Source organism: Halodesulfovibrio marinisediminis DSM 17456 (genome assembly GCF_900129975.1).
Lineage (GTDB): Bacteria > Desulfobacterota > Desulfovibrionia > Desulfovibrionales > Desulfovibrionaceae > Halodesulfovibrio > Halodesulfovibrio marinisediminis.
In genome coordinates this window covers 939,646-955,212 of the sequence record NZ_FSRG01000003.1, presented here as the reverse complement: position 1 = coordinate 955,212, position 15,567 = coordinate 939,646, and the positions used below count along the sequence as shown (strand labels likewise).

At 42.4% G+C, this 15,567-nt stretch carries 16 protein-coding genes; 10 read left to right on the top strand and 6 right to left on the bottom strand.

What is annotated here, in order from left to right:
* Both BUR09_RS04575 and BUR09_RS04570 read right to left on the bottom strand, forming a co-directional pair.
* A partial coding sequence (locus tag BUR09_RS04575; RefSeq protein ID WP_175565988.1) for a type IV secretory system conjugative DNA transfer family protein occupies window positions 1-590 on the bottom strand: 590 nt, incomplete at its 3' end.
* Window positions 591-592: 2 nt separating this feature from the next.
* Window positions 593-1,300 (bottom strand): TrbI/VirB10 family protein, encoded by a 708-nt coding sequence (locus tag BUR09_RS04570; RefSeq protein ID WP_074215746.1) that lies wholly within the window; start codon window positions 1,298-1,300, stop codon window positions 593-595.
* Here BUR09_RS04570 and BUR09_RS04565 point away from each other — a divergent pair.
* Window positions 1,299-1,562 carry a hypothetical protein gene (locus BUR09_RS04565; protein WP_245796696.1) on the top strand — a complete coding sequence of 88 codons (264 nt, stop codon included), beginning with the start codon at window positions 1,299-1,301 and terminating at the stop codon, window positions 1,560-1,562. The genes BUR09_RS04570 and BUR09_RS04565 overlap by 2 nt on opposite strands.
* A gap of 551 nt (window positions 1,563-2,113) precedes the next feature.
* Here BUR09_RS04565 and BUR09_RS04560 read toward each other — a convergent pair.
* Together BUR09_RS04560 and BUR09_RS04555 are read right to left on the bottom strand one after the other, a co-directional pair.
* Window positions 2,114-2,935, bottom strand: coding sequence for an IclR family transcriptional regulator (locus BUR09_RS04560; RefSeq protein WP_074215745.1), 822 nt, complete (start codon window positions 2,933-2,935; stop codon window positions 2,114-2,116).
* Window positions 2,936-3,005: 70 nt separating this feature from the next.
* On the bottom strand, window positions 3,006-4,571 hold the full coding sequence (locus tag BUR09_RS04555) for a BCCT family transporter (protein WP_074215744.1): 1,566 nt from the start codon (window positions 4,569-4,571) through the stop codon (window positions 3,006-3,008).
* Between the two features lie 476 nt (window positions 4,572-5,047).
* On the opposite strand from BUR09_RS04555, the gene BUR09_RS04550 reads away from it, so the two are divergent.
* From BUR09_RS04550 to BUR09_RS04505, 9 genes are all read left to right on the top strand, one after another.
* Window positions 5,048-6,118, top strand: coding sequence for a pyruvate ferredoxin oxidoreductase (locus tag BUR09_RS04550; RefSeq protein ID WP_074215743.1), 1,071 nt, complete (start codon window positions 5,048-5,050; stop codon window positions 6,116-6,118).
* 3 nt (window positions 6,119-6,121) lie between these two features.
* Complete coding sequence (locus BUR09_RS04545) at window positions 6,122-6,883, top strand: thiamine pyrophosphate-dependent enzyme (RefSeq protein WP_074215742.1); 762 nt, start codon at window positions 6,122-6,124, stop codon at window positions 6,881-6,883.
* Window positions 6,855-7,430, top strand: coding sequence for a 2-oxoacid:acceptor oxidoreductase family protein (locus BUR09_RS04540; RefSeq protein ID WP_322788042.1), 576 nt, complete (start codon window positions 6,855-6,857; stop codon window positions 7,428-7,430). The genes BUR09_RS04545 and BUR09_RS04540 overlap by 29 nt, the downstream gene beginning before the upstream one ends.
* Complete coding sequence (locus BUR09_RS04535; RefSeq protein ID WP_074215740.1) at window positions 7,423-7,638, top strand: 4Fe-4S dicluster domain-containing protein; 216 nt, start codon at window positions 7,423-7,425, stop codon at window positions 7,636-7,638. Before BUR09_RS04540 ends, BUR09_RS04535 begins: the two co-directional genes overlap by 8 nt.
* 51 nt (window positions 7,639-7,689) lie before the next feature.
* Window positions 7,690-9,843: an acetate--CoA ligase family protein gene (locus tag BUR09_RS04530; RefSeq protein WP_074215739.1), complete on the top strand. Its 2,154-nt coding sequence runs from the start codon at window positions 7,690-7,692 to the stop codon at window positions 9,841-9,843.
* 116 nt (window positions 9,844-9,959) lie between these two features.
* On the top strand, window positions 9,960-10,352 hold the full coding sequence (locus BUR09_RS04525; RefSeq protein WP_074215738.1) for a RidA family protein: 393 nt from the start codon (window positions 9,960-9,962) through the stop codon (window positions 10,350-10,352).
* A gap of 47 nt (window positions 10,353-10,399) precedes the next feature.
* A complete protein-coding gene (locus BUR09_RS04520; RefSeq protein WP_245796694.1) occupies window positions 10,400-11,755 on the top strand; it encodes an MFS transporter in 1,356 nt (451 codons plus the stop codon).
* A 976-nt stretch (window positions 11,756-12,731) separates the two neighbouring features.
* Window positions 12,732-13,988: an aconitase X gene (locus tag BUR09_RS04510; RefSeq protein WP_074215736.1), complete on the top strand. Its 1,257-nt coding sequence runs from the start codon at window positions 12,732-12,734 to the stop codon at window positions 13,986-13,988.
* The gene (locus BUR09_RS04505; RefSeq protein ID WP_074215735.1) at window positions 13,979-14,404 is read left to right on the top strand and encodes an aconitase X swivel domain-containing protein; all 426 of its coding nucleotides are present in this window, start codon (window positions 13,979-13,981) and stop codon (window positions 14,402-14,404) included. The genes BUR09_RS04510 and BUR09_RS04505 overlap by 10 nt, the downstream gene beginning before the upstream one ends.
* Window positions 14,405-14,657: 253 nt before the next feature.
* Here BUR09_RS04505 and BUR09_RS04500 read toward each other — a convergent pair whose 3' ends face one another.
* Together BUR09_RS04500 and BUR09_RS04495 are read right to left on the bottom strand one after the other, a co-directional pair.
* On the bottom strand, window positions 14,658-15,056 hold the full coding sequence (locus tag BUR09_RS04500; protein WP_139296732.1) for a hypothetical protein: 399 nt from the start codon (window positions 15,054-15,056) through the stop codon (window positions 14,658-14,660).
* 80 nt (window positions 15,057-15,136) lie between these two features.
* On the bottom strand, window positions 15,137-15,559 hold the full coding sequence (locus tag BUR09_RS04495) for a hypothetical protein (RefSeq protein ID WP_074215733.1): 423 nt from the start codon (window positions 15,557-15,559) through the stop codon (window positions 15,137-15,139).
* Between the last annotated feature and the right edge of the window lie 8 nt (window positions 15,560-15,567).

Here is a 15,567-nt window from a genome sequence, read left to right as displayed (position 1 = left end):
AGTGCCCAGTTTTCCCCCTTAATATCGAGGGCAATGAGGCTTTCTTTCCAGCTCAGAAGTGTAGGCAAAACAAGCCCGACGCCTTTACCTGATCGAGTAGGAGCAAACACGAGGATGTGTTCTGCGCCACTGTGCCGAAGGTAGTGAAGGTTCTCTTTGTCCTGCCAACCGCCGACATACACCCCTTTGTCAGCAAAAAGCCCTGCCTTTTGAATGTCCTTTTTCTTTGCCCAGCGAGCTGAACCATGAAGATCATTGTAGAGGTTTGGGGTGCGCATGAAGAACTGCCAAAGACCGAAGATCGCAAATAGTGGAACCACGAACACCAATTGGCTTGTGAGCGTCGCGTCATCAATGACCTTTGCGGCTTCTGGAAACTGCTGGCTCCAGCCGATGATAGCCCACGGTACATACCAGCCGTCAAAGATCTTGCCGTTAAGCGCGGGATGGTAGTTGTATGTGGCTGCCACCTGTTGAGTGGCTACACTGAAGGCGATTAGAGCTAGAAGAAACAGGATCGCAGGATAGAGAAGCCAGAAGAATTTGTGCTTTTTAATACTGCCAAGTCCGTATTTAGGTTTGTCCGACATACTTATCTCCATGGTTTGTAAGGGCTGCTGAAGACAATGTCTTTTTGAACAACCATATTGAAGCGGTAGCCAGGGCGGATGGTGAGAGTTGGTTGCACGTTGAGGTTCTGCTGCAACAGCCGTTGGCTGGATTTGCCCAGTTCGCTTGAAAGGGCAGAGCCTAGTTCGTCCTGAAGAGACAGTTTATCGTTTGAAGCTGTGTCGCTTTTGAACGTGTCAGATGCATAGGCTCCAACGCCTGAGATCAGACTCATGAGCGCTGCAGTACCGAAGGTTCGAAAGTAGTGGTTGTCTGTGTGGTCGGAAAAACCGCTGTAGCCTGCCATGTCAGCACCAGTCATCGAACCGAGGGTTATGGAAGATCCATCTTGAAAAATGATGCGGTTCCACGCAACAAGGACGCGGGACTGACCAGCAACAACTCTGGAGTCATAGACGCCGATCATCCGGCTCCCTTGAGGAATGAGGAGATATTTCCCTGTAACCGTGTCATAGACGTTCTGTGATACTTGCCCGATGAGTTGCCCTGGTAAGTCTGAGTTGATTCCTGAAATCATGATTCCAGGAATGACCGCTCCAGTTTTCAGTTCAAAGGGATTGCCCTGAGTTCGTGCGTGTTTCAACGTCCATTCAGAGTTTCCGGAGGAGCGTTTTGAAAGATATGGAAATTGGAATGAGTTTCTGCGGCAAAAAGCAGAGGTCGGCAACATGGTCGCTTTAGCCGTTCTTCAGTCATCAAAAATGAAAGAGAAAGCTCTTTTCAAAGAACACACTGTTGTGAAGCTTTTGGAAGGAATGACCTATACCGTCGATAACGAAGGAAACATCACCTACAAGCTGAAGAATGGTGGTGTGGTGCGAGATTGTCGCAAGGACATTTATGCAAGCAAGGATGCTGGAGCTGTGAAGTTTGCAGCAAAATTGAAGGCAAGACGCTTTGGGATAAAGGCTTTGAAGCAGAACAGACGGTAAATTGTACTTAATGCAGTTGACTGAGCTGGGGCTAGCTTGCGTTTTAGAGGTACCATGTTGCCAATTAGGCAATAAATTACCATCCCTGAGAGTGAGTTCTTCGGGAAAACAAGATAGTTCAGCAAGCTCCATGATTGCATGGAGCTTACTTAGAACAAAGTTTTTTAATTTAAAAAGGATTGGTTTCAGTGAGTTTTAGGCTTCTCACATTTAAAATATAAATGCGGATGATGTACAAAAAATCGGCCTATCTTTTGCTCTGCCTGTAACTTTCTAGAACTATGGTTGATTTTTTTTCTAAAGTGATTTCCTAGAAAAAAGTGAAGAATTCTCACTCCGCTTAGGCTAGTGATAATAGTTTGAACTGCTCATGTATAAGGCAGAATAACGCCTACATAGACTGATTTGGTAAGTCCGTACTAGGTGGTCAGTAAATATCATGAAACTAACAGGCTTTAAAGCTTTTTAGTGAGAACGTATGCAACCTTGAGCAGACGTCATAAATATATGACGAGAGTGGGTGTAGCTGAGCTAATATGATTATTAGTCTATCATATTGTTCCAACAAGCTGATCAACAGCGTTATCAATATCAAAATAAAATGATCGATCTGGCGCTTGGAATAGTTTAGATGCTTCGACAGCAGCCATAGGAATTTCATAAAGAAGCTTTTGAGAAAAATATCTGTCTAGGCGTACAGTGGGGACAGAACAACTTATTGTTGCAATAATTTTTCCACTATCATCGAATACAGGGGCAGCAACACATCGGACGCCTTTGTATATCTCTTCAAAATCAAAACCGACACCAGTTTTCCTAACTGTTTCAAGTTCCTTAAGAGTCTGTTCAACCCTATCGGTAGTAATACTTGAATCGCTGGCTCTTAACTTCTCCATAAAAAGATGCAAATCATCTTCGGGTAGGAAAGCCAAAAAGACTTTTCCTGAAGCGGAAAGATACGCAGAAAAAGAATCACCGATAACAGAGTCCATTTGCAGAGCATGTCCCGAAATTTCTTGATGAACGAGTACCATGTTGAGGTTTGAAAGGACACTTAAGTTTACAGTTTCATTAACTTTATCCCGCAGCTTTGCAAGAATAGGCTTTAGAATAGATCCCAAGCTATTTTGAGATGCTATCTGCTTGCCTATTTTATGAAGTTTAAGCGTTAGAGTATAGGCACCACCACGTTCAAGCTGTCGTACATAGCCTAATTCTTCCAACGTCCGTAAAATGCGTTGCAATGTCCCTTTAGGGATTGAGCAGGCCTCACTGAGCGTCTTCAATTTCCAATTACTGTTGGTGGCCATTGTCTCAATAACGGAAATAGCTTTTTCCAACGAGCGCATCATAAAATACTTATCATCTGCCATTGTGTTCCTCAGAGAGCCAAATTTTCAATTTATGCACTAATCCTAATTTAGCAGTAAATTTTGTAAACCCTTAGTCCGTTTCGGATTCATTGTCTAGCCAGTTGGGCTGTGTCAATAGGTGCATACCATCTTTTACAATTGATACACACATGGCAAAAGTAAATAACATCATAGGAAATCCAGCTAAAGAGATAAGTCCCCGAACAGGTTCAATTCCGCCCGATATACATAAGACATAGGCGACAAGTCCAACAACAATACCCCAGATTATTTTTAACCTCTTGGGAGGCTCTTCGCTTACTAGGAGACCTCGAGTGGAAATGATTGCTAAGGTAGCAACCAGAGAATCTGTCATAGTAGCAAATGAAAATACAATGATGACTACAAACACTCCGGTCAACAGGTCGCTGAATGGAAAATTAGAAAAAAGAATGTATACCATCGATTCCATACCGAATTTTTGTATGCCAGCCCATACGTCAACTAACCCACTCCACTGAAAGAAAATTGCTGTTCCACCGAATGTTGCAATCCAAAAATGACAAAAAATTGTTGGTGGAATAACATTCATTAAGATGAATTGACGGATTGTTCTTCCCTTTCCCATGCGAGCCAAAAAATGTCCTAACAATGGAGCAAAAATAAAGAAAATCTCCATATAGGGAACGAGCCATTGCATGGGCCATTTGTCATTGATTTGCATGGTGTTAAGCAGTGTGCTGTTACGAAAAAAATTGTTAACAAAGTACCCAAATGATTCAACACCGATTCCTAGAATAAACAGTGTGGGACCGGAAAAAAGAACAAACAGCATTAATAATAAAAAGGCGCGAGTGGTTCCTGACGATAGAAAACTCATGCCTTTCTTCAAGCCTGAGTAAGAAGACAGGACATATATGGGAATTATTACTGCTGCGGCTGCCGCCCACGTTATAGGGCCGGGTGAATAGTTGAATAATCTTCCCGTTCCGCTGCCAATCTGCATAAGACCTGCGCCCATACTGGTGGCGATAGCACAGCATAGCGAAAAAAGGCAGATGGCATGTACCGCTGGAGAGAATATATGGCGCCATTTTTCAGGAACTAGAGCATACATTCCAGCAGCTACAGATAGTGGATAATTACGATTGTAACTTACAAGAGCGATAGCGACTGCGCAAACAGTGTAGAAACAGTATTGAGCAATGGTCCAGTGCAATGTGGTTTGGGCGATAGCGAATACCCCAGCATCCTTGGAGCCAGGAGTAATGTGCAGACTTAGTGGCGGTTGCATCATATGAAAAATGGGTTCTCCCATGGCCCAAAAGAGAATACCGATGCCGATACAGCCACAAAGAGAAAGAGCAAACCATTGCCAGTAGGTAAACTCTGGTTTGGCATCCTTTCCTCCTAGTCGGATATCACCGATAGGGGAAAAAGCTATTCCTATGGTAAAGATAACGATAAGTAGACCTAGCGCAACTTCTAGCCAGCCAAAGTTGTAGTGAATCCAGTCCATTATCTGCGATAATAATACTACGAAATATTCAGTATAAAATAGTCCCACCACAATTCCAGTAGTTAGAAGCAAGAATCCTGGCCAAAAAGTATAGTGGTTAAGTTTCTTCCGATCATCATTGCTATTGATCCCTGACATCAAACTCCTCCCCTTTATCTGACGACGATGCGAGGTTCCAGCACTGTGGTGTGAAAATCACCACAGTGCTGGAACCTCGTGCAATTAAATTAAGTACCAAGATATTCGCACCGTATATCTTTTTGCATTCTTCTCAGTGGAACGCTGTACCACTAGGTGGTAACGTTAGACTCGTTAGATTTCGATGTCAATCAAGAGATTTTTTTGATTTTTTCTCTAAATACAGCTCTCGCTATCAATTTTTTCTAAAAAAAACAGCATTTCGTATTAATATGATAGTAAAAATAAAAGTACCACACTTATTGCTAAATGTGGTTGACGAAGAGGGGGCGCTTGGATAAGGTTTACTTAGTGGTACGCAATACCACAATGCGGTACAAGTTGCTAGCTTGATCGGTGGCTCTGTTGGTCCCGAACAATGAGCGGATATGACTGCAAATAAGTAGACAAATCATAACGATTTTTTTGAGGTGAATATGAGCCAAGAAACTTTGTTTTTGAAGAACACAGAAACATTTGCCGAGAGCCTTGCTCGGTGTGGAGTGAAGTATCACTTTGCATACCCGATTACTCCAGCAACAGATGTTATGAAGCGTATGGCAGTAATTTTGCCAAAGTATGGTGGTGAAATGATGCAAATGGAAAGTGAAATTGCAGTATCCAGCGCTTTGGCAGGTGCAGCCTGTTCCGGCACTCTTGCCGCGACATCTAGTTCTGGACCTGGATTAACACTCATGCATGAAGCTATCGGATTTATGAGTGCAGCTGAATTACCCTGCATTTTATACGATTCCATGCGAGTAGGCCCTGGTGATGGCGACATTGTCGGTTCTCAGAGTGATTATACAGTTGCGACTCGCGGAGGTGCACATGGTGACTACCGCATAATCGTATTAGCTCCGTCTTGTGGACAAGAGATTGCTGATCTTATGCCTCAGGGCGTCCGACTGGCGTATAAGTACAGAACTCCAGTTCTTTTTGTACTTGACGGTGTTAGTGCTCAAATGACTGAGTCTGCAACTCTGCCTGAATATCATGATTATTCTGCTGAATTTGACACATCCGAATGGGCCATTACCGGAACAAAAGATCATCCCAAACGAGCTATCATTACTGGCAGTTACTCACATCAAGATGGCTATGATATGAATGAAAGGCTCCGCGCCAAATTCGAAGTTATTAAAGAAAATGAGCAAATGTGGGAAGCGGAACAAGTTGAAGACGCCGACCTCGTAGTTGCTGCATTTGGTATTCATGGTCGCATGTGCCAGGACTTGATTTCCGAAATGCGTGCTAAAGGCAAAAAAGTCGGATTTATCAGACCGATTACTCTCTGGCCTTTCCCTAACCGAGCTTTTGAGACTCTGCCGGATTCTGTCAAGAATATTTTAGTGGTTGAAATGAACCATGGACAAATGGTCGATGACGTCAAACTGGCCGTAAATGGACGCATCCCCGTTCATTTCCTCGGAAAAACCGGTGGCGACCTCCCAATGAACACCCTGGCAGAAATGATTGCCAAAGTAGATAGTATTCTGGGGGAATAGATAATGGACAATCTTAGCGTTAAATACGGAAAAACTTTAAATCTGGACAAGTTAACCAGTTACTGTCCGGGTTGCGGACACGGTATCGTAACTAGACTTGTGGCTGAGGCCATTGAAAATCTTGGAGTTATGAATCGCACTGTAGCTATTGTTGGTATTGGATGTGGTGGATTCTCACACCACTATATGGATATTGACGCCATCGAAGCTACCCACGGTCGTTCTCCTTCTTTTGCAATCGGCTACAAGATGACCAAGCCAGATAACATTGTTTTTACCTATGCTGGTGATGGTGACACTTGTGCAATTGGCCTCGGAGATCTCTTGCACGCAGCCAACAAAGGTTTGCCTATCACGACTATTATGGTCAACAACTCAGTGTTTGGCATGACTGGTGGACAGATGTCTCCAACTTCTTTGGAAGGTCAGGTGACTACCACCACCGTCGAAGGTCGAGATGTATCTCGCCAAGGTCATCCATTGCTTGTGCCAGAAATGATGCAGTACATGCCTGGTGTTAAATATCTAGCCAGAGCTTCCGTCGCTACTCCTAAAGATATTCGTAAAGCTAAAAAAAGCATTCAAAAAGCATTTGAGTGTCAGGTTAAAGGCCTGGGATACTCTTTTGTTGAAGTTATGGTGCCATGTCCTACCGGTTTGAAAAAGAACGTTAGGGATTCCTATGAATGGTGCGGAAATCAGGTAGCTGACTATTTCAAGCCTCAGGTCTTTAAAGATGAAACGGAGCAGGACAATGTTGCATAAATGTATGTTTTCTGGCTCAGGCGGGCAGGGATCTGCTTTAATGGCAAAATTGATCTGTCTAGGAGCTACTAAAGAAGATTTAAAAGTTGTAATGACACAGACTTACGGAATTGAACAACGTGGTGGTGACTCTACTGCATACGTGATTCTTTCTGATGCATGCATTGGCAGTCCTATCGTAGAAAATGATGCCAGCATTGCTGTAGCTCTAAGTCAGTCTACTTATAATAACTGCTTTGAAGGCGTTGTTCCTAATGGAAAACTTTTCACCAACAGTTCAATTGTCGAGAACTCAAAAGAAGCTAACGGTTTTGATCAATTTTTCCTCCCTGCTTCAGATATGGGGGTAAAACTTGGAACCGTGCGCTGTGCCAATATGGTTATGCTGGGTGCAGTACTTGCTGAAACTGCAATTCTTAAGTTGGAAACAATTGAAGAAGTAGTGAAAGAAGTTTTCGGAGCAAAGAAACCTAAACTAGTTGATTTAAATATTGAGGCATTGCGTGCTGGGTACGCCGCTATGAAGGAGGAGGTCGACAATGGCTAATAAAGTACATGTGATCGACATCAAACGTTGTAAAGCATGTGGCCTCTGTGTGGACAAATGCCCAAAGAAGGTTCTTGCTATTGGAACACAAATCAATGCTCAAGGTTACAACTACATAGTTCAAGAAAACCCTGAAAACTGTGTTAATTGTGACATTTGCGGCATTGTGTGCCCAGATATGGCTGTTGGCGTTATTATAACAGATTAAAAGAATCCACCTCCTGTGAATATGGAGGTGGAAATATAAGGAGCTTCTCTGATGTCTGACCTCGTTCCACTTTTTCAACCTAAAAGCGTTGCCTTAATTGGGGCTTCCTCTAACCCCAATAAATATGGCTATTGGACTGCTAAAAGCTTGGTTGAAAACAAATTTGAGGGAGATATTTACTTTGTATCTCGTTCTGGTGGTGAAATTTTTGACCACCCAACTTATCCAGACATTACCTCCGTTCCTGGTGAAGTAGACCTGGCTATCATCGCTATTGCTCCTAAGTTCATTCTGCCCGTTATGGAACAATGTGTTGAAAAAGGTGTTAAATGCGCCATCGTAGTGTCTACGGGATTTGGTGAAGTTGGTCCTGAAGGCAAAGAGCTTGAACGACAAATGCTTGAAATTGCCCGTAAAGGTAATATGCGATTGCAGGGGCCAAACTGTATGGGGACATACAGTTCAGCTAAAAGCTTAAATGCAAGCATCATCGACTTAGCTCCTGGGCCTATGAGCCTTGTTCTTCAGAGTGGTAACTTCGGAATTGACATTAACTTCAATGCTAAGACTAGAGATCTTGGATATAGCTGCTGGGCAACTATTGGTAACCAGCTGGATATGCGCTTTCATGACTTTGTGCAATATATTGAGACTGATGAAGACAGTAAAGTTCTCCTTTTGTACATGGAAGGCTTGCGCGTTGAAAGCGAAGAAGATGGCCGCAAGTTCATAGAAGCTGCAAAAAAGACAGCAGTAAAGAAACCAATTGCAGCTATTAAAATTGGTCGAAGTGCCGCGGGGGCACGTGCAGCAGCGTCTCATACTGGTTCCCTTGCAGGAAGCGAACAAATCTTTGATGCAGCTCTTAAACAAGCTGGCGTAATCCGCGTAGATAGTCCTAGACAACTTTTGGATGCTGCTGAAGCCTTCTCCAAATGTAAGAGTGCTAAAGGTAACCGTATTGCTATCTTAACAGACGGCGGTGGACACGGTGTTATGGCAACGGATTTTGCAGAAAAATTTGGTCTTGAAGCGCCTGTTCTCTCTGATGCGACTCAGGACAAGCTGAAAGAAATTCTGATGCCGCATTGCCCAATTAAAAACCCTGTTGATTTAGCCGGAACTCCTGAAGCAGATATGTGGGTCTTTGACCGTTGTCTTGATGTCCTTCTTAAAGACCCAGAGGTAGACGGTGTCATTATTGTAGGTCTTTACGGCGGTTATGCAGATCTTTCTGAGGAATTTAGAACCTTAGAAATGGATGTTGCCAAGAGCATGGTTGAAAAGATTTCTGCTGCTGACAAGCCTGTCGTTATGCATTCCATTTACGCACAACAGCAACCTGAATGCCTTAAATATATTAGCGAAAATGATGTTCCTGTTTTCGGTGAAGTTGATGCCGCAGTAAGAACGATGGGTCTGCTTTCTCAATACAGCGAAATTAAAAAGAACTTGCAAGAAGAGTCAGATGATGAACTGCCAAATATGCCATCTGACCGCAAGGAAAAAGCCGAAGCCATTATCAATGCCATCAAAGAATCTGGTCGCACAAACCTCGTTGAGACAGAAGCTAGAGAAATTCTGAGATGTTATGGGCTTAACATAGCAGAAGCTTACTTGGCTACTAGTGCTGATGAAGCTGCTGAATTGTACAGCAAAATTGGCGGCAAAGTGGTCATGAAGATCGTATCACCTGACATTCTGCACAAGACTGATGCAGGTGGCGTTGCACTCAGCATCAACTCTGAAGAAATGGCTCGTGAGACTTTCGACAAACTGATGGCGAATGGACGCAATTACAAGTCTGATGCGGATATCTTTGGTGTCATGATGACGACAATGCTTCCGAGTGGAGTCGAGTGTATTATCGGTTCTAGCTATGATAGCACTTTTGGTCCGACCGTAATGTTTGGCCTAGGTGGCATCTTTGTAGAAATCCTTAAGGATGTTTCATTCAGAGTAGCTCCGGTAAATATGCCATCCTGTCGTAGTATGATTCGTGAAATTAATGGACTTAAGATGCTTCAGGGTGCCAGAGGCACTAAGCCTTGTGATCTTGAAGCACTGGCAGAAACTGCCTGCATTATTTCACACTTAGTAAATGAACTACGAGATATTGCAGAAGTAGACCTTAACCCGGTCTTTGCTCTGGAAAATGGTTTGGCAATCGCTGACGCAAGAATCGTCTTACAAGACGAAAAATAACAAAGTAGTTATCTGACCGAAAAGTTTTAACAAGTCCTTACCCCCACATCCTCTGCTGGGAGAATGTAACAGCGATACATTCTCCCAGCAGAAATACTACTACAAAGGAGCACAACTTGAAATTTTATAACTCCAATGAAGCAGGTGAAGTTGTCGGCCCTTACAGCCACTGTGTCGCTGCAGGTAACACTTATTATATTTCCGGTCAGGTACCGCTTCATCCAGCTAACGGACAATTAGTCGGCTCAACAATCCAAGAACAAACTGTGCAAACTCTATGCAATCTACGGGGAGTTCTTCAAGCCGCTGGCCTAAGTATTTCAAACATTGCTAAGACTACAGTCTTTCTTACAAGTATGGATGACTTCGATGGTTTTAATGAAGTCTACTCAGAGTTTATGGGTACTCATCGTCCTGCACGGCTTTGTCTTGGTGCCGGCGAGATTATACATGGCTGTTTATTAGAGTTGGATGCAATCGCCTACAAAAAAGGGAGGGAGCAAGAATAGCGTAGGGCTGATTTTTTGTGAACAAATCTTTTATTAAGGGAGAAGATATGATGGGACTGGAAACAAACAAAACAACAATAAGCTTTGATAAAGCTCCGTACTCAGCCATTCATAAAAAGCTTACGCTTGGCACATTTATGGGGCAAGTTTCTGACGGATACATTCTTGGAATTATTGGCATCGCCTTATCTTATACCACTGGTTACTTAGATTTAAATGGGTACTGGATGGGGTTAATTGGAGCAGGCGCGTTATTTGGGATTCTTTTTGGTAGCCTATTAACTGGTATTCTTGTTGACAAAGTCGGCAGAAAACAAACTTATCTTATCGTGCCAACCTTTAGCCTGTTCTTCTCAGTAATACAGTTCTTCCTTACAGATCCCCTTCATTTGGTGATTGTCAGATTTTTACTCGGGGTATGTGTTGGGGCAGACTACGCTGTTGGTGTTTCGCTGCTCAGTGAATGGACACCTAAAAGAATTCTTTCAAAGATAATGGGATGGCTTATTATCGCTTGGACATTAGGCTATATCATTTCCTACTTCTCTGGATTCTTTATCGCATCCCTAGGTGACTTAGGTGAAAATGGTTGGCGTTGGATATTGTCATCTTCTGCTCTTTTTGCTGCTATCACGTTGGTTGTTCGCATTGGTTCTCCTGAATCACCTACCTGGACACTCGCGAATAAAGGTACCCAACCTGCGCTTGAATTAGTTCACAAATATCTTGGAAAAAACTTCACTCTTCCTGAACTTGAAGAAGAAGCTAAGTCAGCCTCTTTTTGGAAACTATTTAGCCCTGAATTATGGCGTAGTACTGTTACTTCTTGTACTTTCTATCTCTGCCAAGTTTTACCATTCTTCGCGATCTCTATTTTTCTTCCAATTGTTGTTAAAGGGCTTAATATCGAAAATCCACATGCTTCTGGTATGATGTATAACGCTTTTACATTTATCGGAGTTTTGCTTGGAGTCGCTGTTATTGATAAAGTTTCACGACGTGCATTTCTATTGTGGACATTCTATGGGGCTGCTGCACTTCTCACTCTTATGACTATTTGTGATTTGCCAGCCACTCCAACGCTTATTCTGTTAGGCGCATTCTCCACGTGTCTCGCTCTTTCTACTATTATTGAATACCTTTACCCTGCAGAACTTTTCCCACCAGAACTTCGAGGGTCAGGAGTTGGTCTGACTATCGCTGCAAGTCGTATTGGGGCAGGAATGGGTACTTGGTTACTGCCAGTTATTTCAGAACAGTATGGGACTACTGCAACCCTCGGTTGTTGTGTTGGGTCACTTGTTATCGGTGGGCTTGTTTGTCAGCTATTTGCTCCTGAAACATCTCCACAATTCGTTGCAAATAGATCTACAGAAAATAAACCAGCACATGTAGAGGCTTAAAAGCTCCTCGTAGCCTCTGGTAATGCCCTTTACAGAAGGGCATTACCACTCCTTAAGAAAAATTCGTGTTGGTGGAGTTGGTTGCCGGATATTTGTTCTTAAGACCTCTTTAAAAACTCGCTGCAAAGATGTCTTTTGGAAGTAAACCAGCATAAGTAGAGGGTTAGTCTCCTCTCAGCCTCCTCCGGTAATGCCCTTTGCAGAAGGGCATTACCAATCCTTAAGAAAAATTTAGTGTTGGTGGAGTAGTGTGCTGGATATTTGTTCTTAAGATCTCTTTAAAAACCCGCTGCAAAGATGTCTTTTGGAAATAAACCAGCGTAAGTAGAGGCTTATTCTCCTCTTAGCCTCCGGTAATGCCCTTTTTCTGGCATAGAAGGGCATTACCACTCCTTAAGAAAAAATTCGTGTTGGTGGAGTAGCTTGCTGGGTATTTGTTCTTAAGATCTCTTTAAAAACTTGCTGCAAAGATGTCTTTTGAAAGTAAACCAGCTCAGCCTCTGGTAATGCCCTTTTTGTGGTGCAGAAGGGCATTACCACTCCTTAAGTAACAATTAGTAATTGATGAAAATATTTGTCTGTTATCTTCCTGTGACATTTCATAATTCGCTGCAGACAAGTCTACAGGGAGTGAATCAGCATATGTCGAGGCTTGAATACCCCTCTTAGTCTCTGGCAATGCCCTTTGTATTTTACAGAAGGGCATTGCCACTCCTTAAGACCTTATTGGCAAACTGACCTTATTTCGGCAGACAGGTCTTGATGTATTATCGACACGGTATAATTAATGGTCGTATTACAATAATGGTCTTGAGGTCTGTTAAACAACAACGTTCGTTTACTGGAAATCTATCAAGCAACACATAACAGGATAGTATTTTAGCTTGTAATGGTTTGGAATATTAAGAAATAACTTTCGTGCTTTTAGATTGAAAATCAAATATCATAATTGTGCAATGCAAGGAGAAGTAAGCATATGTACTTAACGGACTATGACAAGGCCTTATTAAATGGAGACTATGGTGAAGCCGCGCGCATCGGAATGAGCATTCTAACCGAGCTAGGAAAAACCACGGGGGCGGAAAAAATGATTTCTGTTTCTATGGTTCATGACGATAGTGCCTGGTTCAGTGGACTTGCTGCATTGGAGTTTGCTGAACATCTTGTAGAACTTGGTGGTAAGTTCTGCGTTCCAACGTCTTTAAATTCTTGCTTAATGGACTTAGAAAAATGGCAAGAGCAACGCTTTGACCCTGAGTTGTATGTAATCCATAAAAGGATCGAAAAAGCGCATACATCTTTAGGGGCTTCTGCTTCATGGACTTGTGCGCCTTATTTTGCCGGTTTTGTTCCGCGTTTTGGAGAACAAGTTGCTTGGGCAGAGTCAAATGCTACAAATTATGTGAATTCTGTCATTGGTGCACGTACTGAGCGATACGCTGGATTACTTGATCTTTGCGCAGGGTTAACTGGTCGAGTTCCTTATCAAGGCTTGCATTGTACCGAAAACCGTAAAGCTGAAGTTCTTCTTAAACTTGAAGGTTTTAAACCTGAAGATTTTCTTGATGATGCTATTTATGACATGCTTGGATATGTGCATGGTGAGATAGTAGGGGACAGAATTGGTGCTATGGAAGGTTTGCCTCTCAACAGCAAGATTGATGGTCTTAAACGGTTCTCTGCAACTTCCGCTTCTTCCGGTGGTGTTGGCTTATTCCACCTAATTGGTTTAACTCCCGAAGCACAGACTCGAGAAATGGCTTTCCATGGCGAGAAGCCTCAGGATGTCGTGATTGTCACTCCTGAGCGTCTTCGTGAGTCTGAAGAGCGGATGAGCAATGACACACCTAAAGAAATAAATTTAGTTACAGTAGGTTGCCCGCACCTCTCCCACGCAGAATGTGATAGTTTAATTAAAGCCTTCGCAGGTCGCAAGGTACATTCTTCAATGGAATTCTGGGCATTCACAAATCGTTGCAACAAGCAACATATGGAACAAAATGGAATGTATGAAGCTTTGCGTCGATGTGGTGTGAAAATCTACACCGATGGTTGCCCAATGTCTTCACCATTTGAACAATGGAATTTCAACGGCATCATGAGCAACTCTGGGAAATTCAGCACTTACTGTTTTTCTTATAGTGGGATCAAGCCTGTATACGGAAGTCTTGAAGATTGTGTTGAAACAGCTATTGCTGGAAAACTGCATAGGAGTGCAAGATCATGGCATTAACCACCATCAAATGTGACGCAGTAATCAAAGGGAAAGTTACAGGCGAAGTATTGTTTTCTCGGAAGCCACTTAGCTTCATTGGTGGTGTTGATCCCAAAACAGGTATTATTTTAGATCCGTTGAGCGATCAATGTGGTCAGTGTATGGCTAACAAAATTCTTGTGTTTCCTTTTGGCAAGGGATCAAGTGGGGCGGGCTTAGTCTTGTTAGAGCTAGCTCGTGTCGGTAAGGCTCCCAAAGCTTTAGTAAACCTTCGTACTAATACAGTTCTTCTTACTGGTCCATTGGTCATGCGCGAATTTTATAAAAAAGAAATGCCAGTCGTATGTGTCGATGAGCCAGCTATGGAAGAGCTCAGTCAAGCTAATGAGGTTACTATCGACGGTACTTCTGGTACTATTATCATATCAAAGTAAAAATAATATCCTGCGGCCAGGGGACTTCTTGGTCGCAGGTGTTTTTTTGTGATTCTACCACAAAAAAAGTGAAGGTCAGTTGAGCTATAATCAACAAAATGAATCGCCACCAGTTTATTAGGTTTCCCACCGATTACTAATAAACTGGCGGCGATAGATTGCCATTATGTCCATGCTACGGATTGGATTATCAATCATTTCATATTGTAAAAGATGTTCTATCAAGCAGTTCCTTTTTTGTTGTAGGATCAGGCTACGAATTATCTGCATCGTATGTAAAAAACGGAATATTTTGCTGCTCTTTGCCAAGCAATAACATTACCTCTTCTTCAGTCAGAAATTTTGAGTATTGTTTTTTCATTTCAAACGAGAAATCCTGAATTTTAGAGAGCAACTGTCTTTGATTGAGCTTTCCCTCAGCATGTGCGCGTCTCAATTTTTCAACCTTTTCCATCAGTTGATCATGGACGGCTCGCAATTTTTCCCATTTATCTCTGGAAAAGTCGGCTCCAAGACGATATTCGACCATAAGATCAAACTCTGCTCGCCTGTATCTTTGAAATAATTGATCGTTGTCTTCGTTAGCTGACGACGTAGACTGAATTTTATCGAGCAGTTCTGCTATACGTTTATTGTACTCTTCTTCACTCATACGTTTATTGTGCATGTTAACCTTGGTTAGAAATTAAGCTCTATCTCTGCAATATGGTTAGCTGTTGATACATGTATAAATTAATCTTGGTGATACTGGGCAAGAATTTTAGGATCTACAATCTGGAAAATAGTATCCGAAGCCATTCCAAACAATTTTATATAGGCTTCTTCTCCTAAATTCTTTTTACTCTCATTGAGAAACTTCAAAATGTTGGCATTCACTTGGTCAGCATAATGAACGGTTGAGATGTTTTTTTCAATCAATTGCGCATCTAATTTTTCTTTCTCGAGAACCATTTCAGCTTGAATATCTTGCAGTGTTTTAATTGTTTGACTTTTTTTCAATTCACCCAATCTGAAGTCCGCCATAAGTTCAAGCTCTTTACCTAGAAAATTAATTTTACTATCAGGGTCTATTGTTGATTGCTTTATTTCGCTTACCTCTCCGGAATATATTGCATGTACTTTCTCAAGATAAGTGGCAAGCTCTTCGTCTTGCATAAGTTCTT

Bases quoted from the DNA above. Each gene is read 5' to 3' on its own strand.
- BUR09_RS04565 (WP_245796696.1), top strand. From the start codon at position 1,299: ATGGTCGCTTTAGCCGTTCTTCAGTCATCAAAAATGAAAGAGAAAGCT.
- BUR09_RS04570 (WP_074215746.1), bottom strand. From the start codon at position 1,300: ATGTTGCCGACCTCTGCTTTTTGCCGCAGAAACTCATTCCAATTTCCA.
- BUR09_RS04560 (WP_074215745.1), bottom strand. From the start codon at position 2,935: ATGGCAGATGATAAGTATTTTATGATGCGCTCGTTGGAAAAAGCTATT.
- BUR09_RS04555 (WP_074215744.1), bottom strand. From the start codon at position 4,571: ATGTCAGGGATCAATAGCAATGATGATCGGAAGAAACTTAACCACTAT.
- BUR09_RS04550 (WP_074215743.1), top strand. From the start codon at position 5,048: ATGAGCCAAGAAACTTTGTTTTTGAAGAACACAGAAACATTTGCCGAG.
- BUR09_RS04545 (WP_074215742.1), top strand. From the start codon at position 6,122: ATGGACAATCTTAGCGTTAAATACGGAAAAACTTTAAATCTGGACAAG.
- BUR09_RS04540 (WP_322788042.1), top strand. From the start codon at position 6,855: ATGAAACGGAGCAGGACAATGTTGCATAAATGTATGTTTTCTGGCTCA.
- BUR09_RS04535 (WP_074215740.1), top strand. From the start codon at position 7,423: ATGGCTAATAAAGTACATGTGATCGACATCAAACGTTGTAAAGCATGT.
- BUR09_RS04530 (WP_074215739.1), top strand. From the start codon at position 7,690: ATGTCTGACCTCGTTCCACTTTTTCAACCTAAAAGCGTTGCCTTAATT.
- BUR09_RS04520 (WP_245796694.1), top strand. From the start codon at position 10,400: ATGATGGGACTGGAAACAAACAAAACAACAATAAGCTTTGATAAAGCT.
- BUR09_RS04510 (WP_074215736.1), top strand. From the start codon at position 12,732: ATGTACTTAACGGACTATGACAAGGCCTTATTAAATGGAGACTATGGT.
- BUR09_RS04505 (WP_074215735.1), top strand. From the start codon at position 13,979: ATGGCATTAACCACCATCAAATGTGACGCAGTAATCAAAGGGAAAGTT.
- BUR09_RS04500 (WP_139296732.1), bottom strand. From the start codon at position 15,056: ATGAGTGAAGAAGAGTACAATAAACGTATAGCAGAACTGCTCGATAAA.
- BUR09_RS04495 (WP_074215733.1), bottom strand. From the start codon at position 15,559: ATGCAAGACGAAGAGCTTGCCACTTATCTTGAGAAAGTACATGCAATA.